At 48.7% G+C, this 24,435-nt stretch carries 20 protein-coding genes and 4 pseudogenes; 13 read left to right on the top strand and 11 right to left on the bottom strand.

The features are described 5' to 3' along the window. Window positions 1-103: pseudogene (locus tag H6G45_RS05560) on the bottom strand (IS4 family transposase); the annotation flags it as partial. A gap of 128 nt (window positions 104-231) precedes the next feature. On the opposite strand from H6G45_RS05560, the pseudogene H6G45_RS19480 reads away from it, so the two are divergent. Both H6G45_RS19480 and H6G45_RS05550 read left to right on the top strand, forming a co-directional pair. Further along, window positions 232-450 (top strand): annotated as a pseudogene (locus H6G45_RS19480) (transposase); the annotation flags it as partial. An 81-nt stretch (window positions 451-531) separates the two neighbouring features. Further along, window positions 532-969, top strand: a complete 438-nt coding sequence (locus H6G45_RS05550) for a transposase (protein WP_190597385.1) — start codon at window positions 532-534, stop codon at window positions 967-969. Between the two features lie 389 nt (window positions 970-1,358). Here the strand turns inward: H6G45_RS05550 and H6G45_RS05545 are convergent, their stop codons facing one another. Further along, complete coding sequence (locus H6G45_RS05545; RefSeq protein WP_190597383.1) at window positions 1,359-2,390, bottom strand: helix-turn-helix domain-containing protein; 1,032 nt, start codon at window positions 2,388-2,390, stop codon at window positions 1,359-1,361. Window positions 2,391-2,635: 245 nt separating this feature from the next. Here H6G45_RS05545 and H6G45_RS05540 point away from each other — a divergent pair, with 245 nt between their 5' ends. From H6G45_RS05540 to H6G45_RS19950, 5 genes and pseudogenes are all read left to right on the top strand, one after another. Further along, complete coding sequence (locus tag H6G45_RS05540) at window positions 2,636-4,075, top strand: arylsulfatase (protein ID WP_190597381.1); 1,440 nt, start codon at window positions 2,636-2,638, stop codon at window positions 4,073-4,075. A gap of 161 nt (window positions 4,076-4,236) precedes the next feature. Next, a pseudogene (locus tag H6G45_RS05535) lies at window positions 4,237-4,363 on the top strand (IS5/IS1182 family transposase); the annotation flags it as partial. 367 nt (window positions 4,364-4,730) lie between these two features. Beyond that, window positions 4,731-5,414 (top strand): MarC family protein, encoded by a 684-nt coding sequence (locus tag H6G45_RS05530; protein WP_190597379.1) that lies wholly within the window; start codon window positions 4,731-4,733, stop codon window positions 5,412-5,414. A 30-nt stretch (window positions 5,415-5,444) separates the two neighbouring features. Next, on the top strand, window positions 5,445-7,235 hold the full coding sequence (locus tag H6G45_RS05525) for a hypothetical protein (protein ID WP_190597377.1): 1,791 nt from the start codon (window positions 5,445-5,447) through the stop codon (window positions 7,233-7,235). 175 nt (window positions 7,236-7,410) lie between these two features. Continuing rightward, window positions 7,411-7,635, top strand: a pseudogene (locus H6G45_RS19950) (transposase); the annotation flags it as partial. On the opposite strand, the gene H6G45_RS19795 reads toward H6G45_RS19950, so the two are convergent. Continuing rightward, window positions 7,612-7,734: a hypothetical protein gene (locus H6G45_RS19795; protein WP_277922707.1), complete on the bottom strand. Its 123-nt coding sequence runs from the start codon at window positions 7,732-7,734 to the stop codon at window positions 7,612-7,614. The pseudogene H6G45_RS19950 and the gene H6G45_RS19795 overlap by 24 nt on opposite strands. Here H6G45_RS19795 and H6G45_RS19470 point away from each other — a divergent pair. Next, window positions 7,733-7,906: a hypothetical protein gene (locus tag H6G45_RS19470; RefSeq protein WP_242018064.1), complete on the top strand. Its 174-nt coding sequence runs from the start codon at window positions 7,733-7,735 to the stop codon at window positions 7,904-7,906. The genes H6G45_RS19795 and H6G45_RS19470 overlap by 2 nt on opposite strands. Window positions 7,907-8,004: 98 nt before the next feature. Here H6G45_RS19470 and H6G45_RS05515 read toward each other — a convergent pair whose 3' ends face one another. The 3 genes from H6G45_RS05515 to H6G45_RS05505 form a co-directional block, all read right to left on the bottom strand. After that, on the bottom strand, window positions 8,005-8,199 hold the full coding sequence (locus H6G45_RS05515; RefSeq protein WP_190597375.1) for a hypothetical protein: 195 nt from the start codon (window positions 8,197-8,199) through the stop codon (window positions 8,005-8,007). Between the two features lie 63 nt (window positions 8,200-8,262). After that, a complete protein-coding gene (locus tag H6G45_RS05510; protein ID WP_190597373.1) occupies window positions 8,263-8,718 on the bottom strand; it encodes a divergent PAP2 family protein in 456 nt (151 codons plus the stop codon). Between the two features lie 122 nt (window positions 8,719-8,840). Then, window positions 8,841-11,690: a GAF domain-containing protein gene (locus tag H6G45_RS05505; protein ID WP_242018063.1), complete on the bottom strand. Its 2,850-nt coding sequence runs from the start codon at window positions 11,688-11,690 to the stop codon at window positions 8,841-8,843. Window positions 11,691-11,754: 64 nt separating this feature from the next. On the opposite strand from H6G45_RS05505, the gene H6G45_RS05500 reads away from it, so the two are divergent. Continuing rightward, window positions 11,755-11,967 (top strand): chlorophyll a/b-binding protein, encoded by a 213-nt coding sequence (locus tag H6G45_RS05500; RefSeq protein ID WP_010871838.1) that lies wholly within the window; start codon window positions 11,755-11,757, stop codon window positions 11,965-11,967. A 178-nt stretch (window positions 11,968-12,145) separates the two neighbouring features. Here H6G45_RS05500 and H6G45_RS05495 read toward each other — a convergent pair whose 3' ends face one another. The 3 genes from H6G45_RS05495 to H6G45_RS05485 form a co-directional block, all read right to left on the bottom strand. After that, complete coding sequence (locus H6G45_RS05495) at window positions 12,146-13,777, bottom strand: DUF3352 domain-containing protein (RefSeq protein ID WP_190597369.1); 1,632 nt, start codon at window positions 13,775-13,777, stop codon at window positions 12,146-12,148. 34 nt (window positions 13,778-13,811) lie between these two features. Continuing rightward, window positions 13,812-15,452 (bottom strand): hypothetical protein, encoded by a 1,641-nt coding sequence (locus tag H6G45_RS05490; protein WP_242018062.1) that lies wholly within the window; start codon window positions 15,450-15,452, stop codon window positions 13,812-13,814. 202 nt (window positions 15,453-15,654) lie between these two features. Further along, complete coding sequence (locus tag H6G45_RS05485; protein ID WP_242018061.1) at window positions 15,655-17,796, bottom strand: caspase family protein; 2,142 nt, start codon at window positions 17,794-17,796, stop codon at window positions 15,655-15,657. Between H6G45_RS05485 and H6G45_RS19465 the strand changes: the two genes are divergently transcribed. Continuing rightward, window positions 17,795-17,932, top strand: coding sequence for a hypothetical protein (locus tag H6G45_RS19465; protein WP_228023968.1), 138 nt, complete (start codon window positions 17,795-17,797; stop codon window positions 17,930-17,932). The two genes, H6G45_RS05485 and H6G45_RS19465, sit on opposite strands and share 2 nt — an antisense overlap. A gap of 100 nt (window positions 17,933-18,032) precedes the next feature. Here H6G45_RS19465 and H6G45_RS05480 read toward each other — a convergent pair whose 3' ends face one another. Together H6G45_RS05480 and H6G45_RS05475 are read right to left on the bottom strand one after the other, a co-directional pair. Further along, window positions 18,033-20,039, bottom strand: a complete 2,007-nt coding sequence (locus tag H6G45_RS05480; RefSeq protein WP_190597365.1) for a flavin-dependent dehydrogenase — start codon at window positions 20,037-20,039, stop codon at window positions 18,033-18,035. 64 nt (window positions 20,040-20,103) lie between these two features. Beyond that, complete coding sequence (locus H6G45_RS05475; RefSeq protein WP_190597363.1) at window positions 20,104-21,846, bottom strand: ABC transporter ATP-binding protein; 1,743 nt, start codon at window positions 21,844-21,846, stop codon at window positions 20,104-20,106. A 206-nt stretch (window positions 21,847-22,052) separates the two neighbouring features. Between H6G45_RS05475 and glk the strand changes: the two genes are divergently transcribed. From glk to H6G45_RS05460, 3 genes are all read left to right on the top strand, one after another. Next, on the top strand, window positions 22,053-23,120 hold the full coding sequence (gene glk / locus H6G45_RS05470) for a glucokinase (protein WP_190597361.1): 1,068 nt from the start codon (window positions 22,053-22,055) through the stop codon (window positions 23,118-23,120). 181 nt (window positions 23,121-23,301) lie between these two features. Then, window positions 23,302-23,919 (top strand): Crp/Fnr family transcriptional regulator, encoded by a 618-nt coding sequence (locus H6G45_RS05465; RefSeq protein WP_190597359.1) that lies wholly within the window; start codon window positions 23,302-23,304, stop codon window positions 23,917-23,919. A gap of 71 nt (window positions 23,920-23,990) precedes the next feature. Continuing rightward, window positions 23,991-24,410, top strand: a complete 420-nt coding sequence (locus H6G45_RS05460; protein ID WP_190597356.1) for a hypothetical protein — start codon at window positions 23,991-23,993, stop codon at window positions 24,408-24,410. Window positions 24,411-24,435 lie beyond the last annotated feature (25 nt).

The following is a 24,435-nucleotide window of genomic DNA, read 5'->3' as shown; positions in this document are numbered from 1 at the left end:
CTAACCAGATACTCACAAACTTAAATGTGTCTAACACTGGGTAGTCATCTTTAGGAAAATTAGATAGATGAGTTTTGACAATATGTCCAAAATTTGATATCATTGCTTCAATTATTTTAATGTTTCTGCCCTTTATTCTATCATTTTAAAGGGCTTTTTCCTTCTTTATAACTATCGTTCAACACTTCTGGGATAGAAGAAATGTTATTACCAGAGTTAATACCAGGTCAGATACTCATCATGGATAATGCAAGCTTCCATCCGAAAGAAAGAATAAAGGCATTGCTAGCAAAAGCTGGGTGTGAGGTTATATTTTTACCACCATATTCACCAGACTTGAACAAAATTGAGAAGTTCTGGGCGAGACTAAAACGTTATGTTTCCCAACTTGTTAGTAATGGAGAATCGCTGATTTCTGCATTGGATATAGCGTTGCGAGAACTGTCCTAACTATCTCGTCCTTTGCTATATCTGTAGTGTTTTCCCGAAAATTTAGTAACTATTGGTAGAGCCTGCGGAATGTAGGTATCTATGATTGCCGCTTTAGCATTAAAAGGATTGCTAGCTTTAGTTCAAGTTTTAGGTGCGACAAAAGGAATTCAGTTTGAAGCGTTTATTGCCAATATTTTAGTCCCCGTTCTTTGGAAAGGTGCTTACGTAATTTTAGATAATGCTAAAATTCACCAAGAAAAATATATTCGTCCACTTATTGAAAAAGCTGGCGCTCATTTAATCTTTCTTCCACCTTATTCTCCTGATTTTTCTCCTATTGAAAATTGTTGGTCTAAAATTAAGCAAATCTTGAAGACTTTAGAGCCTCGAACCTACTCAGAACCCAAGCAAGCTGTCGGAATTGCTTTGGAGGCTCTCACTCTCGTGGACATTCATAACTGGTTCGTTCATTGTTGTTATTGTGACTCTCCTTTTGACTACACCAGTCGGACACAAACTCTTACCTCATTTATGTGAAAAATGCTATATTGTCTTTTTACATAATCTGTTGTTTTTCCTTTTTTGAAGTCTCCTGTTTTGTCTATTATGACTATGATTTCTCTTCCTTCTAGAACTCCTAAGATGATATTCAACCTTCTTTTTTATAATTCTTTTGACTCCCAAGGAGAATCTGTTATGAAATGCAGTATTCCCTGCTGATTTTGCAGTCCTAATGATGATACTATTGCTGGCAAACTCTTTCTTTTTATATCACTTAATATTCCCACAATAATATATTTAAATGACTCATAAGCTCTCACTTCTGGAAATATATCTTTATACAGTTCACTATATATGTCTACACACTGTACTGTCTTTTTCGCCTCTCTTGTCCTTGTCATACTCCCTCCGGGCTTTTCAGCCTTTTACCTCCATTCTAACTCCCTCAGTCTGATGAAAGAGGGATAATTACCTCGCTTCAAGGTTACTGAAGGTAGCTCACCAAACATTTGTTTATAGTCGCGGGCAAAGTATCCTAAGTGGTAAAAGCCGAACAAAGTTGCAATTTCAGTCACAGTTTCTTGGTTTGGATTAGCAACCTTTAAAGCTCGATAAACCCCTTGCAATCGCAAGATTTTCAAATAAGCAATTGGACTTCTGCCAAACAGTTCTTGAAAGCCGTAGCAGAGGGCGCGGCTACTGGTGTCTAGCGCTTCGCAAAGGTCAGTGAGCGTTAGCGGTTGGTCGAGGTGTGATCGCATATATTCATCAGCCTTCTTAACCAAGTGTGATCGGCGGAAGAATGTACCAGCAATTTTGTAGCTTCTTTGAGCAGGTAAGGACGTCACAAATAACAGCAGAAAATCTTCTAAAACGATCCGTTGAAAACCTGGCTTTAGCAATAGTGGTGATCTCTGGATTAACAATTCATAAAGCTGCTCTAAGTAGGCACGTAAGCACGGAAAAGACTCTGGCATATGGACATAGTTTTCCGCCAAGAAACTGGCATCTAAATCTGGCCGATCCAAAGTTTGGATACACGCTTCAAACACATCTGGTCGGATATAAACAGCACAGTATAAACATCCCCCCGGAAAGACCAGATCCGCCTTACGTTCAGGGTCAAAGCCAAACAAATAGTCCTCGGTCACCAGTCGTCTATTTTCAATTCCCTGCTGACCTTTACCCTTGAGAATCATGGCAAAAGTCAAAAAATCCCTCTGCTTATCGCCAAAGGCATGCAGGTTTCGGTTGACATAATTGAAATTAAACTGAACGGCTCCTAAATTAAGGGCCACTGATTCACACTTAAACGGTTCACGCTCTAAGGGAGTCAGGCAGACATCTTCAGGCAAAAAAAACGCTAATTCATCAATATCTTTGAATAGATAGTACTTTGCACTACTTGAGGCAAGGTTGTTCGGCAGTTCAGCAATCCGACTTTTCAGCGGTTTCATATCTTGTCAAAGTAATGTCCAACTTGATACCGAAGCCAGTGCTGAAATCATATTTTTCAATTGAAATCCTTTAAGTTTTTTAATCCTTTGCTGCTGCAAACTTGCGATTTTTAGATAGTCATTCATTTTGCAGCGGCATATTGTGGAGGTTTATGGTCAACTCTGAAATCAATTATGCCGCAAGGTGTTGTGCGATTGCCGGCTGGCCATAACTCATCTCAAAATGACGCATAGGAACGGAAATAATGCGCAACGTAAAAGCTTTGGGCTTTGCTATGGCCTTTCTCGTGGCAGTTGTGTTAGGAATGTATCGCTGGTGGTCGCCAGCGGCGATCGCCCAGCAACCCCCTCGCCCCAACATCGTTTACATCATGGCCGACGACCAGGGGTGGAAAGATGTCGGGTTTCATGGCTCAGATATTCAGACCCCCAACCTCGATCGCCTCGCCCAAACGGGAATCCTTCTTGAAAAATACCATGCCCATCCCTGGTGCACTCCCTCAAGAGCGGCCCTGATGACGGGGCGCTATCCCTTCCGTTATGGGTTGCAAACGGTTGTGATTCCCTCTGCTGGCACCTACGGGCTGGCGACTGATGAATGGCTGTTGCCTCAGGCGCTCAAGGAGGTCGGCTACGAGACTGCCCTGGTGGGCAAGTGGCACCTGGGGCATGCCGATCGCCGATACTGGCCTTTGCAGCGGGGGTTTGACTATCACTACGGCCCCATTCTGGGCGAAATCGACTACTTTACCCATTCTGCCCACGGCGTCGTGGATTGGTATCGCAACAACGAACTGGTCGAAGAAGAAGGCTATGTCACTACCCTACTCGGGCAGGATGCGGTCAAGCTGATTGAGGAACACGATCCAGAGACGCCCCTATTCCTCTATCTAGCCTTTACCGCTCCCCATGCTCCCTATCAGGCACCGGAAGAAGCGCTTGAGCAATATGCCAACATCGCGGATCCGAGCCGTCGGGCTTATGCGGCCATGATTACCGTCATGGACGAACAGATTGGGCAGGTGGTAGAGGCGTTAGAGCGGCAGGGCATGCGCGACAACACGTTGATTGTGTTCCAAAGCGACAATGGTGGCCCTCGTTCCGCTGCGGTGACGGGGGAAGTGGATACCTCTGGCGGCTCTATTCCGGCTGATAACGGCATTTTCCGCGAAGGCAAGGGTTCGCTATATGAAGGGGGGACTCGCGTGGTGGCCCTCGCCAACTGGCCGGGACAGATCGAACCCGGTTCGGCAACTGATCAACCTATGCACATTATCGATTGGTATCCGACCCTTGCCAGTCTCGCGGGTGCATCACCCGATCCGACGAAACCGCTCGATGGGTTAAACATATGGCCCGCCCTGGCAGAGGGCAAAGTTGTAGAGCGTGATGCCGTCGGCTTTGAGGTTGAACCCTTTCGCGCGGCTGTCCATGAGGGTGATTGGAAGCTCGTGTGGAAGGTGGCGTTGCCCTCCCGGGTTGAGCTGTTTAACCTGGCTCAAGACCCCTCAGAGGAAACAAACCTGGCAGCGCAAAACCTCCGCAAGGTCGCCCAGCTCAAACAACAGATTGAGCAAATGGCTCAAGAAGCTCAACCATCGCTGTTTTTAACTGAAGCCTTAGGAGCAGCGAAGAGTGTCCTGTTTACGTCCGTTGCGACACCCGAGGACGCCGAGGAGATCTAGTCCCAACCATAAACGGTACTCCTCTGAAGTGGAAAGTGAGGTCTATGACAGCCAAAGGTTTGGTTAGGACAATTCTCAAACTTAACGTTCAAACGTTCTCAATCGCTTAAACTGTCCTAACCGACTCCTCGAGTGCAATATCAGCCTGTGCCTCCACTAAAGAGGGACAAAAGGGCTTTGAGGTTTTGCCACGATGTTGGGTTGTTGAACATACCTTAGCTTGGTTTGGTCGCTATCGTCGTTTGAGCAAGGATTATAAATATTTACCTACAACCTACAACTAGTTAGGCAATGCTCTATGTGGCTATGGTTAACCTCATGCTCCGAAGGCTTGCCTAAAACTTTTAAAACACATTCTTAGACCGGGCATTCCACTGACAACTAGCGATGCTCATCCTTTTTCGGCCGGGATTGGGAAAAAATTTCCCGCCAAGGTTGCCTAGCACAGGCACTGAAACACCCCCAACGCTCGATTTCCCCTGGATTAACCCCACTGCCGCACGGGGGACTTTCTCTGGGCGATCGCCTTTTAACCAGGAACAATTGTGAGCATTAATTTCTCTTGAAGATAAGTTTCTAGCTTTTCCCTTAGGTAGAATACTTATTTGGGGATTACCAATATTTTCTGTCTAAATTTTATTTGAATTTTCAGATTATGGATTTTTCATTTTTAAGAAACTTTGGAATCACCCTATTTGCTCTCTTGAATGCCTTAGGCATGCTACCTATTTTTATCAGTTACACTGCCCGTGAAACCAAAGAAGTCCAACGGATTGTTGCTTTTTTTGTCTCTCTGACGGTTCTAGGTTTGTTAGTGATCTTTATGCTCGTAGGGACACCGATGCTTAATTTTTTTGGTGTGACCCTAAATTCCTTTCGGATTGCGGGGGGCATACTTCTCTTAATCATCGGTATCAATATCGTGAACGGAAAGGGAACAAATACAACAGACTCTCTTTCTGATAAGCAAGAAGACAAGAAAAGTAATCTAATTGAAGCAAAATCAGTTTACAGTCAAATTGTGATTCCCATGGCCATGCCCTTATTAGTGGGGCCAGGGGTTATTGCTAATGTAATTCTTTACGCCAGTGAAGCGGAGAAAATTCATAAAGGGACCGCTTTTGAACTCATTCCTGTGACCGCTTTTGTGACTTTTCTGGTTTTCCTTGTTCTCGCTTCAGGTAAATCATTACAACGACTTTTAGGTAATATTGGACTGAGTATTACTCAACGGGTCATGGGCTTATTTGTTGCGGCGATCGGGGTTCAATTTATGGTTACAGGGGTAATTGATATTTTTACTAGCCAAATTATGCCTGAATTATCAAAAATCAAGTAATATATCTGAAAAATAAGAGGAGTGATCGCCGTGTTAAAACAACTGAAAAATCCTATCAAATTAATCCTAATCATTCAAGGTTTTTTGCTGGGAACTTCTGGTTTATTTACCCCAAAAGTGCTTGCCAATCCTGTTTCGTTATCTTCAATAGCCCCAGAAGCAAAATTGGTTAGTTCCTGTAATGAAGTTGTGCCGACATCAAACTTCATTACACCGACCGAATCCAGTTTGGAGGAAGAGCAGCCCTTACCGGCTCCGACGAGTTCCTGTGCTTCGGATTTAGAAATTCTATCTTCCCAACCAAATACCCTAATTTCTCAGGAGTTTATCCCCCCGCCTGAAACTGTCCCCGACTCCTCTGAAGTTCTTGATCCCTTACAAGTTCAGACCGTAGAAGATAGTGATAAATGGAGATTTGTCTTTCAACCCTACGCCACTATTCCTATTAGTACTTATGGCAGTGCTACCGTTAAAGGAGAGACCGTTAATTACCGCTTGGGACTGGGAGAATTGTTGCAATACCTCAACGTAGCGGCGAGTGGTCGTGTGGAAGCCTGGAAAGGAAACTGGGGATTTATCATCGATGGTTACTATGCCAATTTACAGGGAGCGGGTAGTGTTCAGAGAACAAATACCCGTACTCCTAGTCCAATTAATACGGTGGACTATTTTTTAACTAAAGGCATTAACAGCAATATCCAGGAAGTTGCGAACCTTTTAGATCAGCAAGTGCAAGTCTTGCAAGGACAAGAGGAACTGAAAGCTAGTGAAACCCTACAAAACTTTGAAAGAGAAGTAAATGACCTCCAGGTGACCCTAGCAAAAGATGCCCAATCCCTAGAAACTTTAGCATCTGATTTTAAATCTTTTACGGAAACCTTAGCTCAAGATGGTCGGAAACTAGAAACTTTATCCACAAACATTCAAGAGGTTCAATCCCTCAACGTCCCCCTCGAAGTAGATCAAGGATTCAAAAAGGCGATCGCCCTCAATAGTGCCATTGCCAAGAATCAGGAACAATTACGAGATCTACAGCAACAAATTCAAAATATTGGCACCATTCCTAGCCTAGATCAAGTTCAGCAAAACCTACAGCAAACTAGAGCAGTCTTAGAAGAAGCGGGTCAAAAAGTTCAAGAATTACAGCAAATTGAAGATAGTGAATCGCTACGGACATTGCAATCCACCATTGAACAAGATAAACAATTAATTGATCAACAAATTGAAGATATAAACAAAGTTCAAAATTTTCAAGATAATCGGGAACCGCAACAAATTAACAATAATATTGACAGTAGTCTTCAATTTAACCAAGGGATTTATGACTTTGCTATTAGTTATAACTTCGGTGATTCTCCCCCCGCGGGGTTGCCTAAAGAACCCTCTGGAAAAGAATTTCCCCGTTTCTGGTTCCAGCCCATTTTAGGAGTGCGTCTGAACAGTGTTAATCTGCAACTTGAAAATACGATTAACTACAGCATTTCTAGTAGTCTAGTCAATATTGAAGGTACGACCCAAAATACTCTTCAGGCAGGAAAAGTTTGGCTTGATCCCCTCATCGGTGGAAAACTAGGTTTACAGTTATCTGATCCAATTACCCTTTGGTTTCGAGGTGATGTTTCAGGTTTTGGTCTATCAGGAGACACTAATTACAGTTGGAATTTATTTTTTGGTATGGATTGGTGGGTCAGGGAAAATATTTCTTTGCAATTGGCCTATCGTTTCTATCAACTTAATTATCAAACAGGTACGGGCAGCAATGCCTTTGGCTTTTCGGAATCTTTTAATGGGCCCTTTCTTTCTGCTAGTTTCCATTTCTAGCCTTGGCTAATTTCTCCATCTCTATTTGTTTTGAATATCGTACAATTTAAACAAATCTAATCATCCATCAATAACTAAGGTGCTGAAAGCTCATAATTTACGATATTCCACAAGAAAACTAAGCTCCTTTCTATTAGAGGATGTCTGAGAAGAGTATGGCGAAAAAAAAAGAGAAATTCAGTCTGTAGAAGTACTAAAATTTCTAGACCAAAAAATATCGTTACATCCTACCGGCACCGACCTCAGTGATGACCAGTGCTCTCTGATTGCCCCTCTGTTTGCTCCAGGGAAACCTGGGGGATGTCCTCGCTCCACAGACTTGCGGCAAGTAGTCAACGCTCTCCTGTACATCCCCATGGGAGGGATTGCTTGGCGTTTACTCCCCCATGATTTTCCCAAGTGGAAAACCGTTTACCACTACTTCCGTCAGTGGCGTGATGATGGCACCCTCGAATGCATTAATCAAACCCTCCATCAGTGGGAACGCAGCACTGGTCATGAGCGATCCCCTCTCACCCACCCACTCACCCAGCTATGGGGTGGTGGATTCTCAATCGGTGGATACAGCAACAATGATTCATCTCGATGTGGGATTTTTCCATTTTTCTCAGTCAGGGTCAGCTTTGTTATATCTGGCATCAATTCGCGTTCTACTCAAGCGCTTAGCTTAATCCCTATCATCCAATTGCTTTTCACACATCCTCTTAACCTTCAGTTTTTTTCCTACTTTTCTTTCTTCTCGAACTCAGCTTTATAGGGGGGTAACTTTCTATCGTTTGCCCTGGAAAATTTGTTGCATCTGCTCCCACACCTGAGCGGGAGTAATCTTAAACACGAGATAAAGCACCACCAAGATAATGATAATAATGACTCCATTTTTAATGGTTGCCGTTGTCACCTTAAAAAACCAGCTTAGTACCAAGCCAATGATCAAAATAGTGGCCAGTAAAAGGATAATTTCCATGAATTTAATCTCCTAATCTCCGCTCTCAGAAAGCTTCGTTAATGCCCAATATTTTCACATCCTTCACTGCACCGGCACGGCGAAAAAGGCGATGGCAATGCCCAATGCTAAACCGGCAAAAACCTGTACCGGAGTGTGCCCCAGTAGTTCCTTTAGCCGCTCCTCCGTGAGGCTTTGGTCTTCCTGAAACAATTCATCAATTAATTGATTGAGAATACGGGCTTGTTTACCGGCGGCCTGTCTGACCCCCGCCGCATCGTACATGACAATGACGGCAAATAGACAAGCAATGGCAAACTCGTTACTGCCCCACCCTTTCTGCAAGCCAACCCCGGTGGCCAGGGCTCCCACCAACGCAGAATGGGCACTGGGCATTCCTCCGGTAGAAACCAGGGAACGGAGATTAATTTTACCGTTGCGGAAAATTTCCACGATCGCCTTGATGCCCTGGGCCAAAAAACAGGCTGCCAGGGAAATCAGAAGCACTTGGTTGTGGAATACTGCGCCAAAATCTTGCATAGATAATGCAGGCTGGAAAAAGGCCGGCCTTGGTTAAACTACCATGATCAACCATACCTTAAACTTAGGCGATCGCCGTTGCTGGCCGTGGACACCAGAGGAAAAATAACCTTAAACCAGCCTCAGACAACCGGGGAAGTTTCTACATCAGGAACCGGGATAGGCAAGGAAAAATAGAAAGTACTGCCCTGCCCCAGACTGCTATGGACGCCGATGGTGCCGCCGTGGTGTTCAACAATTTTCTTGCAGATGGGTAAGCCCAAGCCAGTGCCCTGGGGTTTGTCGGTGAGTACGTCCCCCCCTTGCTGAAAGGGCTCAAAAATTTTGGCTTGATCCGCCAGATGGATACCGGGGCCATGGTCGATAATCTCCACCCAGAGATAATCTTGGTGGCGGTGGCTACGGGCGATGATTAGGCCATCGGCGGTGAATTTGACCGCATTGGAGAGTAAATTAAGCACCACCTGCAAAATCCGGTTTTCGTCCCCGATAAAATTAGGTAAATCCGGTTCCAGTTCCCCCTGCAAACTAATATTTTTTCCCTGGGCTTGGGGAGTCAGGGTGGCGATCGCCCGCTCAACGATGGGGCCAATGGCACAGGGATTTGCCTCCCATGATTCCTGTCCTGCTTCCATTTTGGCAATGTCTAGCACATCGTTGATCAACGCAGTGAGACGGTGGGCCTCCGACTCAATGATGGCCAAATTCCGCATCACCCGTTCCGTGGCCTTGCCAAGGTGAGGCTGGGCCAGATCCAACTCTGGGATAATCACCCGCTGCAACTTATCCTGAATGACCGTGGCAAAACCCAAAATTGAAGTTAAGGGAGTGCGTAACTCGTGGGACACTGTGGCCAAAAAATCGGTTTTCATCCGTTCCACTTCCCGTTCATGGGTCACGTCCCGGATCATAATCACCGCCCCTAGGCATTGGGAATATTTACATCCATCTTCATTGGAAGTAATGCTAGTGATCAACGCTTGTCCTTGGCGACCCTGACTTAATGCCACATCGGCGGTGACCACCTGTTGCTCTTGTCTTTCCGGTTTAGCCAACAACTGATTCAAAGTGGCGGGAAAATAGGCATCTACCCCCGCGCCCAATAGTTCCAGACCTTCCAGATCAAACATGGCCAACAAAGCCGGGTTATAGCGGGTAATGCGACCAAACAGATCAATCACTAATAGGCCATCGGCCAGATTATCAACGATCGCCGTCAGGTCAGCCAGGGTATTTTCCATGGTTTTGGACTGCTCCTGGAAGCGGGCTAACAACTGGGCTTGGTACACTGCTACGCCTAACTGATTGGAAATTTGGTGGAGTAGATGGATTTCCCTCGCTTGCCAATGGCGGGGAGCCCCATTTTGATAGGCCCCCAACAGTCCCCAGAGTTGTTCCCCCACAAACACCGGCACCGTCACAAAAGCACGAATTTCAAACTGGCGCAAATTGGCCAAATGACAATCACTAAAACCCGCTGTTTCCACATCGCCCACTGCTAAACTCTCATGCTGGCGATAGCGCCCCCCCTGGGTTTCCTGGAGATAGGTATCTTGCCAAAGGGGAAAATTATTGTTGGCATCTAGCAGGGGTTCCCACATTTGAGCTACGGACTCATGGATAAATTCCCCGCTCCAGTCTGGGTTAAAACGATAAACCAACACCCGGTCGCAACTGAGTAAATGGCGCACTTCGTCGCTGGTGGCTCGGAAAATAGTCTGTAACTCCAACGTCCGGCGAATGCCTTCAATCACCCTGGTGAGGGCCCGTTCTTCCTCTGCAATGCGAGCGAGATAATCCTTTTGGGCTTCCACTTCCCCCAGGGCACTTTGGAGCGCAGTCGATCGCCGTTGGGATTCGGTTAATAATTCTGCTTGTTGCAATGCCACCCCTAAGTTGAGGGCGATTTTCAGGGTAAACTCAATCTCCGAACTTTCCCACGCTCGGGACTCCCCATATTGGTGCACCGACAACACCCCCCAGAGGCGATCGCCAGAAAAGAGGGGCACCACCAAATTAGCCTTGGGTAATCCCAACATGGATGTAGCAAAATCCGCTCCCTGGTCGCCGGTGTCATCCATGGCCAAAATTAATCCCTTGGCAAAATGGTCAATCCATTGGGTGGACAAAGGCACTTTTTCCTTTGGGGGCACAGGGCAGAGCTTTTCGTCCGCCTGGGTTTCTGCCTGAATTTCTCCCCAGGAAAAATTTTTATTCTGCCTAATCTTAATAATGACCACCCGGTCTGCTGCCAACAAATTTCCCACCTCTGTCACTGTGGTTTGAAACAGGGAGCGTAGATCAAGGGTAAAGCGAATTTTATCGATCACATCGGCGATCGCCCGTTCCCGCTGGGCGGATTTAAGGTAGGTTTCCTTTTGGGCTTGGCCATCGGCCACCACAGTCTGCAAAGCATTTTTATGGTTCTGGCAATGAATCCAAAGCTCCGTTTTCATCAAACCCAAACAGAATAAATGGGCAATGCGCTGGGCAAATTGTTGGTCTCCAATGGGCCAGAGTCTGGCTTGGCGGAGGTATTGGAGGCTGAGGACTCCCCAATGGCGATCGTTAATCCTCAAGGGTAAATGCAATAGACTTTTAATCCCCAGGGTCCGACAAAATTCTTCCTGTACTGGTTCTAGTTCAACAAATTTATCTCCCTGCCCCCCCACTGTCCACAGGCCGTGTTGAGGAAATTGCCCTAGTAAATGGAGCCAACGACAATCCATACAGGGTTCATCTAACTGCACAATGCCCCTGTCGGGAGCGGTAGCCTGGGCCACGAGGCGAGATTGAAGGTTCGGGAACACCGCATTCTGCACCAGCAACACTCGGTCTACCCCTAGGCCCCGCTGCAATCCCTCCACCACCAGTCGATAAACATTATGTAAATCCTGGGACTGGAGAATCATTTCTAGCAGTTGATCGGCGATCGCCTGTTGGACTGCAGTGGCATGGGAAGAAGGGGTCATTGTTACATTCCTTAAAAAAGTGTTACAATAGTTAACATAAGTTTTTATTAGGAGTAATCCAATTATGACCACCCGTGGCTTCCGCTTGGATCAGGACAACCGTCTCAACAACTTTGCCATTGAACCAGAAGTTTACGTCGACTCTTCCGTACAAGCGGGTTGGACTAAATACGCCGAAAAAATGAATGGTCGTTTTGCCATGATCGGTTTTGCCTCCCTCCTAATTATGGAAGTGGTCACAGGGCACGGTGTCATTGGCTGGTTAAACAGTCTGTAGAAGAAGTAGCGTTGTCGAGCTCCTTGGACCACCCAAGTTTGGGCAGAACTTAGACCAAAGCCCGCATTACTGGGGCCGCCTTAAAATGTGGCCAAGGGCTTTCAGCCAACTCGTCGAACCGTTAAACAAACCGGGGGAAGGGTAGTGATTTCGTCTCCTCCGGTTGCCCGGGTAGAAACTATTGCTCCGGCGCAGTTTTAAGCAACACCATCAAGTCCACCTGTCCCGTTTCCCCATCAACATTACTGGTGGTTATAGCTAAGCCGGTGATACCCTCTAAAATCGATTGGGCTTCTGGTGGCACTTCTGCCGTAGCTCCGGACAGAGCCCCAAACAAGGGCCAGACCTCCTCGAAATTAACGTAAAAATAACCATGGTTGCGCTGGGGCAAAGCAGAGGTAACCTCTGCAAAAGTCTCTCCAGCGGCGAGGGAATCGTCCCTAGGAAGGTCCACTAGGGGATCGGGGGCAAAACCAATGGTGAGCAGGAAGACATCTTCATCTAACCAGCCATAGCCCATTGCTGTTCTTTGATCGGGGCTATCCCAAAGGGTAATTTTCACCCCCTGTACCTCCTCTTGACGGGAGTCCATACCCGGGGGCAATTCCCGCCGGACTAGGTTCTCTAATTGGGTAATGGTATTTTCCGCTGTCTGGCGATCGCCTGTTTCCAACAGAATTAAACCGCCAACGCCAAAGTCCCCCAACATGCCTCCCCGAGCTGGAACCATACCCAGCGCAAATTCCCCGTCCATCCAACCAAACACATCATTGTCCAAATCCAAGGCAGTTTCCGCGGTAAAAGTGCGGCGTATTTCCTTCACTGTCGTCCCCAGGGGGGCAATGGTCTCTCCTTGACTGACCAACTGTTGCCAACGTCCCTTAATATCAGCGCCATTGAGGGCCATCAGAGCATCTGCGGGCACCCTTTCTAGGATGCGATTATCACTGGGGGGAAAGTCCATCGGCGCTCCAGGGGCCAAATTGGCGATCGCCTGGAAGTGTAATCCTTGCTCTGCGACGCCCACCCCCATCACCACAGACTCAATTTGGGCTAATTGTTCTAAGGTCTCCGGTGGCAAGTTTTCGCCGGACTGGGTTGCCATGGCCGTCAGTAGTTGACCGTAATCCAGCACATAAAATGTGGCGATGGGATTGTTTAAGCTGGCAGTCTTTTCCCATAACCCCCGGTCCTGGGACGCTGCCGCCAGGGAATTGCCCTGTTGGGTCGTGGCGATCGCCGTTTCAATGGTGCTGGTTTGGGACGCCACCACCAACTTTTCGTCCACCAAGGCATAGCTAATGGTTTCTCCCTTACCTGTCACTGCCTCCCAGAGTTTCACCCCCTCATACTCCAACTCCTGGGGAGGCGACTGCCATTGCGCCGCTAACTTTTGAAAGAATTGCAGTGCTTTGGTTTTATCCTTAACCCCCACCACCAGCAATAGGTCGGTTTGATCTGCTTCCCCTGCCATCGGCACCATGGCCATCATCACATTGCCCAGCCAGGGTTGGATGTCCTGGGCATAGTTAATGTCACCGCTGGCGAGTAAATTTTCCTGTAACGCATCTCCCCATTGCTCCGGAGCAAAAGCCTGGAATTTACCCAGGGCCAACCACCGTTGCTGATCAGTTTCCACAAACCCCGCCATCATGGTGTCCGAGGGGAGTACTTGGGCTCCAGTCTGGGGAGTTAAACCCTGACCCCGGTTCACCCTTGAGTAGAGAAAAAGCCCTCCCCCCACCACAATGGCGATCGCCGCCACCGTCGCCCCGAGCACATAGGTGAGACTGGATTTCTGGGTAGTCATAGCGGCACTCTTTTAATAAAAGTTTACAAAATCCCTAGAAGTCTAGGTCCACCCCCAGGGACAAACGCAGGGGTCCCAATCCCAACTCTTGGGGCGTGAGGAAGCGGGTTTCAAAATAACCCAACATATGGCGCAGTTCCGGCCTGCCCTTGGATTGTCCCGTTACCCCCATGGCAATCAGCACCGCACAATAACCCTTGGTATCCCGACAACGACGCTCCCAATTCTTTTTCGCCTGGCGGTGGGCCGGGGCGTCAAGGAGAAATTCCCCAAAGAGAAATAATTTATCCCGGCCGGTTTTGAGGATGCCCAGATCATATTTAGTTTCCGTCCAGGGGTCTCGCCCCACATTAAAACCCAGTCCGGCGATTTCTCCCTCTTGCTGGAGGCGACGAATCAAATCTTTGGCTTTGGGGCGGCTAGTTTGAATCATCAACACTGGCATCCCGTCCCCCTTTTGGCGAAACTCACCAGCTTGGTAATGAACCATGGGGGAAGAACGGAGACTGTGCACTAACTCCCAGGGCACCATGCCCAAGCTCATATAGGAATTGTCGGGAATCAAATCATCTTCTAACAGGTCATCGTCGTCTTCTTCGTCTTCCTCATCAAAGCCCAGTTGCGCTAAAAATTCCGCTGTTAGATCCGGTTGAGTGGACAGTCGTACCAGTAACTGCTCCTTGGCGACCTTGGGTTTGAGGGGGTGTTTGACCTGCACCTCTTTGGTGATTAGCTCCAAATTCTCCGCTTCAAAATCGGCGTGGTGGGCTTTGACAAAATGGGCCAACCCTTCCAGGGCACAGTAGATAGCTAAGGCTTCCCCTTCGTCAATAAAGGGACGAATACCTTCTAGGGGATGGATACTACCAAAAATGGCCATGGCCTGGCCATCCTGGCTGGCAGAGAAAAACAGGGGGTTTTCCTTGGGCATGGTTTCCCCCTGGTCACCGGCTTCATAATTAATAAACCAGCAGTCCTGGGAGAGAAAAACCTGTTCTAAAGACTGGTTATCTTCCTCCCCCATGGCCATTTCCCGAAAGTTTTTCAGGGATTCCAGGGAACGATAGAGGATGATGCCATATTCTTCCCCCAACATCCCCATCACACAGGCGTAGAGCGGCGGCACATCCTCTAGGGTTGGGATTTGGATAGCAATAATGTCCAAGTCAGTCAACACTTCCCAGGGGGCTAAATGCCAAATTTCCCGAGCTAACTTTTTGAGGGGGGCATCGAACGGTGGGGGAACAGGGTCCGGGCGACGGTCATCAATGCTGTCAAAGGTGCGAAAAAGTTCATCAATTAGGGGCAGTTGGGCTTGGTATTCCACATTGATATTCAAACCCTGGAGAATACCCCGCAGTAAAAACTGTAGCTCCCGGTTGCGGACAACAATTTTTTTGGGCCGACAGGGGGGCGCTGGCGATCGGGGCATCTCCATGGCCCGGATTAGGGTACGGACCACGGTTTCCATACCGGAGGTTTCAGGAATGATATCCATGGAACGCACTAATCCCTCGGTACCATCCACCCAGAGAATGCATTCCCCTGGCTCCCCGTCTTCCCTTTCCCCCAAGGCCCCCCCATTAAACGGGCGGCGATCGCCTTCCCAGACACTCGGAATCTGTGGTAATTGCTGCAACCGATGCTGGGTAGACGAGGGCAAGGAAGATGTCATAGATGAACAATGGACGGACAAAAATAGTTAGCACAATGGCTGGGGGTGGGGAGCATTTTCAGTGGGAAAAGTAATGTCTAGAGTTAACGACCGCATCAAGGTCAATGGCATAGACAGAATCAGACCCCCTTGGTCAAGGCAAGCTCCACCAACCTTGAAACGTCTAACATCCTAACAAGGAATCCCTAGATTGCGGGCTTTTCTAAATGACTTGATACATAATGGGCAAACTTAACCAATCGGCGGTGGATAGCAATACCATGTCGTCGGGGACTGGGGCCACCGTTACTCCGTGGGCGGTTAGGTCCTGCACCAGGGCTAGGACTACAGGGAGCAAATTTTTCAACGCCAGCACCCGGGGGGGATTGTTTTCTAGGCTAGGGGGATTGGTGGAGTTGTTGCCGGTGATTTGTTGTCCCAGGGCAGTGGCGGTGGCGGGCAAGGGAAAACGGGAAAGGATTAAAAACCAATGGGCGATCGCCTTATCTCCCCCAATAATCCAGAGGGGATCGTCTGGACTGGGCCAGATGAGTTGTTCTTTGCCCTGCAATAACTTTAGGTCTGGATGGAGAATGGCCGCCACACTCAGACCACGATTATTGACTCCAATTAAACAACCGTAGAGGGGTTCCTGGCTAAAGTTTTCCAATTCACACTGTAAAGCTTGGTTCGTAGCCACGGTGGGTAGAAAGCTGGGGGGGGCATTGGGAACGCCATTGGCCCCATTGCCGGTGCTGTTGTCCTGGGGGGGATGGGGGTGACGGGCCGATCGCCATTGGTAGGTCAAACGGGGCAGGGGGTTATCCCCGCTGGTTTGTTGCACCAATTTGAGGGCGGCCCCCAGTTGGGTACTATCTCCGTTGGCCAGCAGGGTCAGCCACTTCAAGGCAAGCAAACGGTTCAAGCAGGGGTCCAGGGCACTAATGACAGTTTTCACTGCCCCGCTAGACTCGGACTTGGTCAGGGGTTGCAGGGGATTTCCCCCCTCCGTAAATAGGCTGTAGCGATGGGTTTCTAGCTTGCCAAACACACAATCCGCACTGCCATCGCCGGCATTAATCACTGCTTCCACGGCGGCGATCGCCCCAAAGGCACTGGTGGCATCCACCCGCTCAATGCGCTCCAGGTCATGGGCTAGGGCGACGGTTAAGGCGAGGGTTTTGGGAATGGCTCGGTACATTTCCCGCAGGCCACTGCCCACCAGAGTTTCTTTTTCGGCTTCTTCGTCATTGGCTGCCGTTGAGGTTGGTGCTGACTCCGCCTTGGTTGATGCCGTGGTGGCGATCGCCGTTAAGGTAGCGCTTTGTCCTTTGACGTTTTGCACTTGCCAGAGGGTATTGTCCGGGCGATCGGGATTATCCGTTGGGTTAAGGTCATTTCCCGCCCCCATGGTTGGAACCGTTAAATAACAGGAATGCACCAGGGCCCGCTTTTGCACCAAGGGAGCCAGGGCCACAATTTGGCCTTGGAGAGAATTGCCGCCGACTAAGCCCGTTACCATGCCCTCTCCCCCCATTCCCAGGGTTGTGGGAGCTAAGAAATCCGGAGAATTATTCGGCGATCGCCATTGGGGAATTTGTTCTGCACCTAAACGGGGAACCAGTAAATTGCGGCTATGGTCCCAAAGGCTGGCCATCGCGCTGGCGGAGTTGTTTTCCCAAAGACTCTGGGTTAGGGCCAAGGTGAATAGTCCCGCTGACTGTTTGCCCAATTGAACTTCCACCGCAGTTTGTCCAGGGCCAGTGGCGCTCATTAGGGTGATATTGCCCAAGCTTGCTTTGGCTGGGGGATTACTCGCATTGACCTCCGGAGGCATCGGCCCTCCCCGGCCCCCACTACGACCCCGCAAATTCCCTTCAAACTCCTTCGCCCCAGTGCTAAAACCACAGTCGAGCACAAGATAGATTTGTTTGGTTTTAAGGGATTGCAACCAATTGACTAGGGTAGTGAGGGGCAGAAGATTATTTTCCTTTTCTCCGCTTAAAAATAGCCCCAAATAGGGCAAAGCCTGCTCCCAGGTGGGGTTGGGGGTCATGGCCGCCGGCGGATTATAACTGCCGTAACCACTAAATGCCACCACCACTGGATCGCCTTTTTGCACCTGTTGCCGCAGATGATTGTCAAACAAAGTTTCCAGGGCTGGCAACGCCATGGCTTGGGGGTCTAGGCCGGCTACTTTGGCAGTCTCAAAGCCGTAACGTCCCCTCAGTACCTCCCCTAGCAATTGCCTATCGGTACTGCACCCCATCAATCCTCGGCGATCGCCGGTAGATCCATCACCCTGCCCCGCCGCCAACAGTAGGGCCCACTTTTGATTTGTGTTAGATGCTAGGGATTGGCCCATGGTTCTGCCGGACCATCCCCAGGCCCAGGAACCAAGCCCCAGGGCGATGCCGCTACGTAAAAATGTCCGTCGGTCAAAGGTCATTGTCAATTCAACTCTCTCAGGCGATCGCCATGGGCCTAGCCTAGCGTTTTGAGAACTTTGGTGCTGGACACATTCCCATAATTAGATTAACAGCAATGTCTGCCCTGGTGAATGTGCTGGAGCAAACATTTTTTCCTTAATGTCACACTAATCTACTTAGATTGTTGAGCTAATTTTGGTTGAATTTGATAACCGAAACACAACAGAGAAAACCATAGTTGGGGAGAAAGCTTTTCCAACCAAGTGCGGGAATTAATTAGCCACTGGGGATACCAAAAGCGGAACAAAGCATTGAGCAAAGCCTGACGGGAAAAGTCAAAATAAACTAACAGCCATTTTAATAAATCCGTGGTACCAGCCATCTGCCAAATCCAAAACAATAGTTGGGGATTTTTACGAGCCGCTTTTAATGCTAAGCGGGAAAATAACAACCAAGTGGTGCGGTCTTTAATGAAAGTTTCCGCCACCGTGGGGGGAGAATCTGCCAATAGGCCAAAGAAAGTATTGAGCATGGCGTTAACCTGTTGGGGCGGCAACTGTTTGCCCGTCGGCACCATCATCCCCTTGGAAAACATCCAAGTCACAGCAATATTACTTTGGTAGGCTCGAATTTGATTTAATTGCTTTGCTTGGATCAGGTCATACTGCAAAGCCGTGTGCAACAAGTCTGTCAATTTTGCTAGGTTCCTTACCAGAGAACCAAACCCAGTGAATACCAAAGGAGATTGCAGGGAAGCGGCATCCCCGATCGCCACTAATCGGTCTAGGGCAATGGTGCGGTCTTGGGCGCTGGTGCTAAAGTGACCAGGAATATAACCGAAAGTCGCTTTTTTCCAAGTTAACTTTTCTAGATTACAGCGACGATATTCCGGCAAAATGCTGAAAAAGTCTTCGTACATTTCCAACAATGAGCCTGGATTTTTTTGGTTAACTTGATGGTAATGGAAAAGATAAATGGTCATTTCATCCCCTGCTCCGGGGAACAATTCCCAAATTAATTGCCTACCCCGGGAAATATCCCCATGGGAATTGAGCACATCACCATAGGCATTGTCCCAAACCACCGGATCAATGCCTTCCACCACGGCCCCCACGGTGGGACACACACTGTTAAAGGTTTTACCGCCATTTAGTTGCCAAGCAATGGGGGAAGCGGTGCCCATGGCATCCACCAACAATCTGGCTTGGGCTAGTTGTGTTTGATTATTTTGCAGGTTCAGACAATGGACTACTACTTTTTTCGGGTCAATGGTGGCGTCTATAAATTCAGTTTCGTCCCAAATAGTCCCTCCCGCTTCTTGGAGTTTTTCTCCACAGATTGCCAAAAATTTAGCCGAATCTAGGGCAATGTTTAACACAGTGGGAGTGTGGAGCACATTGGCTTTGAGATGGGGGGGATTATAGGCGTCAAAAAATTTATTAAACCCATCTAGATATTCTCGGGCAATGACGCTTTCAAATTCCTCTGGAGTGAATAAATTTAAGTCAATTAACCGCTGAAATTCATCCCGAGAAATATTCCATTCCCGATTCATGCGGCCAAAGGGCAATCGTTCAATGAGCAGCACTCGATAACCTAATTGAGCCATCACCGCCGCATGGACTGAGCCCAGGGCCCCGCCCAGGTAAATTAGGTCAAACTCAGGGGTTGCAGGGTCTAACGCCTTCGCTGTAGGAGTTTGACTGATCACTTGCTTGGGTGTTTGGGGATTGGCCACATTTTCCCGCCACCGTTGTTCCCACCAGTAAACCCGTTTGAGGTCATATTCCCCCTGGGGAAATTTCTGGAAGAATTTAACTGTTTCAGGATATCGGTCTTGCAATGCCTGGAAAATATTTTGCCGCTCCAGATTGATCGCCGGTGGGGCCGGATAGGTAGGAGGAAACTTTTGTTCTAATGCCCGCCGTAATTCCTTGGCGATCGCCGTTTCTTGGGGGAAGCTGGTGTCACCCCAACGCACACATTTAAGATAGGTGGTTCTTTGTAAAGACCAAACAAAGATCGATAGTTCACTGCTTTGGCCGGAGGATCCCCTGAGTCTTAAACCCTGTTGAGTGGGCAACTTTTGCCCCACTAAGGGCGACCAAATTCCCTGGAGCCAAGCAACAACTTCGGCGGTGGCAGGGGTGGGGACTTCACAGTAGAGCAGTTCACGCATGGGTTGGAGATGGACTTAAAACTTAACTAATTTTCCAGTAAAAGGAGTTATTGCGAGGACGAAATCAACTTAAAACCTTTTCTAACTCATGTTGTTGCCAAAGGGATTGATAAAGTCCTGACTCCTGCAGTAGTTCTTCATGGGTGCCGGTTTGGACAATGTGGCCATGGTCCATGACAAAAATGCGGTCAGCCTGGGCGGCGGCAGAAAGTTGGTGGGAAACAAATAGCACTGTGTTGTTGCGGCGGGCTAAATAATGCAAAATGCGGGTAGCGGTCTGGTTATCCACGCTGGAAAGGGCGTCGTCTAGCACCAGCAGGGGTGCATCGAGAATCAAAGCTCTAGCCAAAGCAGCCCGTTGTCTTTGCCCACCGGATAGGGTAATGCCCCTTTCCCCCACTAGGGTTTGGTAATGCTGGGGAAAATTAGCAATTTCCTGGTCTAAATGGGCCTGTTGGGCCGCCTGCTCGATCGCCGTGTCGGTTTGACTCGGATCACTGTAGGCTATATTTTCGGCAATGGTGGTGCTGAACAAAAAGCTGTCCTGGGGCACAAAGGCGATCGCCGACCGTAGATTGCTGAGGGCAATTTGGGTGATGTCGTAGTCATCAATGAACACCTGCCCAGGAGCAATATCTAGCAAACGGGGTAAGGCATTAACCAGGGTAGATTTACCGGAACCGATGGGCCCCACAATGGCTACCATTTCCCCGGGGTAAACAGTGAAATCCACCTTCTCCAGGGCCGGTAGGTCGCTGCCGGGGTAGCAATAACTCAGCCCGCGGGCAGTAATTTTTCCCGTTGCCCGAGCCGGACTAAAGGGTAAAGGTTGGGGCACAGTTAAAATTTTCGGGGTGGTGTGGAAAATAGCTTCCACCCGTTGAATGCTCACTTCTCCCCGTTGATAGGCGGTGATGGTAAAACCCAGCAGAGCAGTGGGAAATACCAACCGTTCCACTAAAATGATTAGGGCAATGAAATCCCCAATGGTGATGCTGCCATCTTGAATTAAACCTGTGCCAAAGGCCAGCAAAATGAGCAAGCTCAGGTAAGCCAGACCTTCAATGAGGGGAAAGAGAAAATTTCTAATGCGGGCCAGCTTCAAGTTCGCCTGGAGCAATTTTTGGTTTCTTGTCTGAAAAGCCTGCCGTTCGTTATCTTCCTGAGAATAAATTTTGATTAAACTGATGCCACTCATGTCCTCTTGCACCAGTTCACTCAGGGCGGATAACTCTTCCTGCACCTCTAGTTGATAATCCCGTAACTTACCGCTGAAAAGATTAACACTCATCAGCATCAATGGATAAACGGAAATGGCTAACAAAGTGAGGGGAATGTGGAGGGCAAACATGGCCGGGATAGTCAGGGCATAGGCAAAGATGGTGTTAATCAAACTCAACACTGCAAAACCTACCAAACGGCGAATATTGTCCACATCGCTGGTGGCCCGGTTAATCAAGTCCCCAATGGTATTTTCAGTAAAATAAAGGGGTTCTAGCCTGAGCAAATGGTCAAAAATTTTCTGTTTGAGCTCATATTCCACCTGTCTCCCCACCCCAAAAATAAAAATGCGGGAGGCCATGCGAATAAACCACATCAGGGAAGCCAAAATGACAATCAGCACCACAATGCGGGCCACGTCCGACGCTTCAAACGGGGGCATTAAATCATCAATGCTATCCCGCATCAAAAGAGGAATATAAACTCCCAGGGCATTGGCCAAAAACAGGGCAAAAGTTCCAGCTCCGATCGCCCGCCAATGGGGAGTTAAATAACGAAGTAACTGCTTGACGCTGGGGGCGGCCATGGACGGAACCTAAAGGGAAAACAGCCTTGATCCTAACCCATTTAACGGTTAATTTCCTCTGACCCAGGGGGAAGAACTGCACTGCTAACGTTGCTAAACCTTGCTGAAATGGGAGAATTTTGGCTTTTTATTTGGTGACCATTTCCCCCGTAGCCTAAACTGCTAAAAGACCGTGTTTTGTGTAATTTTTTGATGGCTTTGGGGCCATGGGCGTCATGGGCGTAAATTTTTTGGCAGGGGATATTGGTGGCACTAAAACTATTCTGGCCCTGGTGACGGTGAAGGATGACAGTCCTGGATTGGGTCAGCCCGCGATCCTGTTTGAACAAACCTACAGTAGTCCAGCTTTTTCCGATCTGGTGCCCATGGTGCAACAATTCCGCCAAGAAGCAGCCTTTGTGCTGGGTAATCCGGTCTCCGTTGCTAAAGCTTGTTTTGCCATTGCCGGCCCTGTAGTCGATAACACCTGTCGCCTCACCAATTTAGATTGGCACCTCAGCGGCGATCGCCTGGCCCAGGAGTTGGCCATTGCCCAGGTTGACCTCATCAATGACTTTGCCGCTGTGGGCTACGGCATTTTAGGGCTAGGGTCAGAGGATTTAACCGTACTCCAGTCCGCTCCGGTGGATCCGTCAGGAGCGATTGCCATCTTGGGAGCGGGCACCGGCTTGGGACAATGCTACGTTATTTCCCAGGGTCAAGGACGCTATCGAGTTTTTGCCTCCGAAGGAGCCCATGGCGATTTTGCCCCCCGATCGCCGTTGGAGTGGCAATTGTTGGAGTATCTTAAACAGCAGTATGCCCTGTCGCGGGTTTCCATTGAACGGGTGGTATCGGGCATGGGCATCGCCGTGATTTATGAATTTTTGCGGCACCAATACCCAGAGCAGGAATCAGCCCAATTCAACAAACTGTTCCAAACCTGGCATCAGGAAAAGGATCAAGAAGCCAAAACCGTCGATTTAGCGGCGGTCGTATCCCAAGCAGCCTTAGAAGGCACAGACAATTTAGCCAGCCAGGCCATGGAGCTTTTTCTTGGTTCCTATGGCGCCGAAGCCGGGAATCTTGCCCTCAAATTCCTACCCCGAGGCGGACTTTATGTTGCCGGTGGCATTGCCCCCAAAATTATCTCTCTACTGGAAAAGGGCAGTTTTATGCAAGGCTTTAGCGACAAAGGCAGGATGCAAAGCTTAATGGGGACAATTCCCGTCAAAGTAGTACTCAACCCCAAGGTGGGTCTGATCGGAGCGGCGGTCTGCGCGGCCCAGTCCTAGGAAGTGGATATTTCCGGTTGTTAACTTTGTCTTTACCTGGGAATTGCGGGGAAAGGTTATGCTGACTTTTGGGGGGGTCTAGCCCAATGGGAGTAATGCTTTGGTAGCGCCAACAAGATGCTTGACCAATGGGGACTAAGACCGATCGCCTGGATTGATTTTTGAGGGTTGCTTGAGTTTTATGTTTGTGAACAGTTCCCCAATCGCCGATGGTTTGAATGCTTTGGTAGGGTTAGACTCCCAGCCCCTACAGTTCTATGAAAGGGGTGATATTGTGCCGCCCAAAGACCAAGGTTGTTGGCAAATTTATCGGGGGGTTTTACAGGTTAGTCAATGGACCCTGGGGGGCGACGAGGTGCTGATGGGTTGGGCCCAGCCCGGTAGCTTCGTGGGCTTGGATTTCAGTGCCAATCAACGGGAAACTTACCAGATTCGCGCTTTGACGGATGTGTATCTGCGGGGCTATTCCCTCCAGATGATTACCAACAATGCCAAGTTATGTCGCCTGGTGCTGGACCAGACCCTACAACAGGTAAGACAAAGAGAAGCTCTACTGGCGATCGCCGGTTATAAAAGGGTGGATGAACGCCTGCAAGGATTGTTGAATCTGTTGGGCCAGGAGTTGGGGCAACCAGCAACCGGAGGTTTGCGTTTATCGGTGCGGCTCACCCATCAAATGTTGGCCAATGCCATTGGCACCACCAGGGTAACAGTCACCCGTCTGCTGGGAGAATTCCAGGCCCAGGGGAAAGTGAGCTTAGATGGCGATCGCCATTTGGTGGTTGCTTTAGGGAACTAAAGTTTAAATCGTATTGGCCAGGGATTTTTTGATAGCCTGGACTCAGTTGTTGCACAGTTGAGGACATGGCTATGGTCTGGGCAAACCTTTGGTGCCGTTGTCGATGGCTTGGAGTTTGTACGCTGGGAATTGCGGCGCTGGCATTAGCTCCACTGAAGGTCTACAGCGCACCTCCCCTGAACGAGTTGGCCCCATTGCCTGCTCCATTTTTACTGGCGGAAATTATTCGGGGTTGTCCCAGGGCCGAAGTGGTGGAAGCCTATGAAACCAAAACCTATCTAGCCTATATCTGCCAAACCTACGACGGACAATTTTTCTACCGGGGTGTGAATAAAAACAACGGCGACCAAATTAATGTAATGGATGTGCTCAGAACCGATGGCGGCACCTACTACGCCACCAACGGGGCTTACACCTATTGGGTAAACCGGCAACAGTTGCGGGTAACAAAGAATGGTAAGACTATTTTTTCCGAACCTGTTTTAAGGTAGATGGAACTAGTTAGCCCATTTTGCC

Source organism: Synechocystis sp. FACHB-383 (assembly GCF_014698605.1).
GTDB classification, from domain to species: Bacteria; Cyanobacteriota; Cyanobacteriia; order Cyanobacteriales; family Microcystaceae; genus Synechocystis; species Synechocystis salina.
The sequence above is the reverse complement of the archived record's forward strand: the minus strand, read 5'-3'. Positions and strand labels throughout refer to the sequence as shown.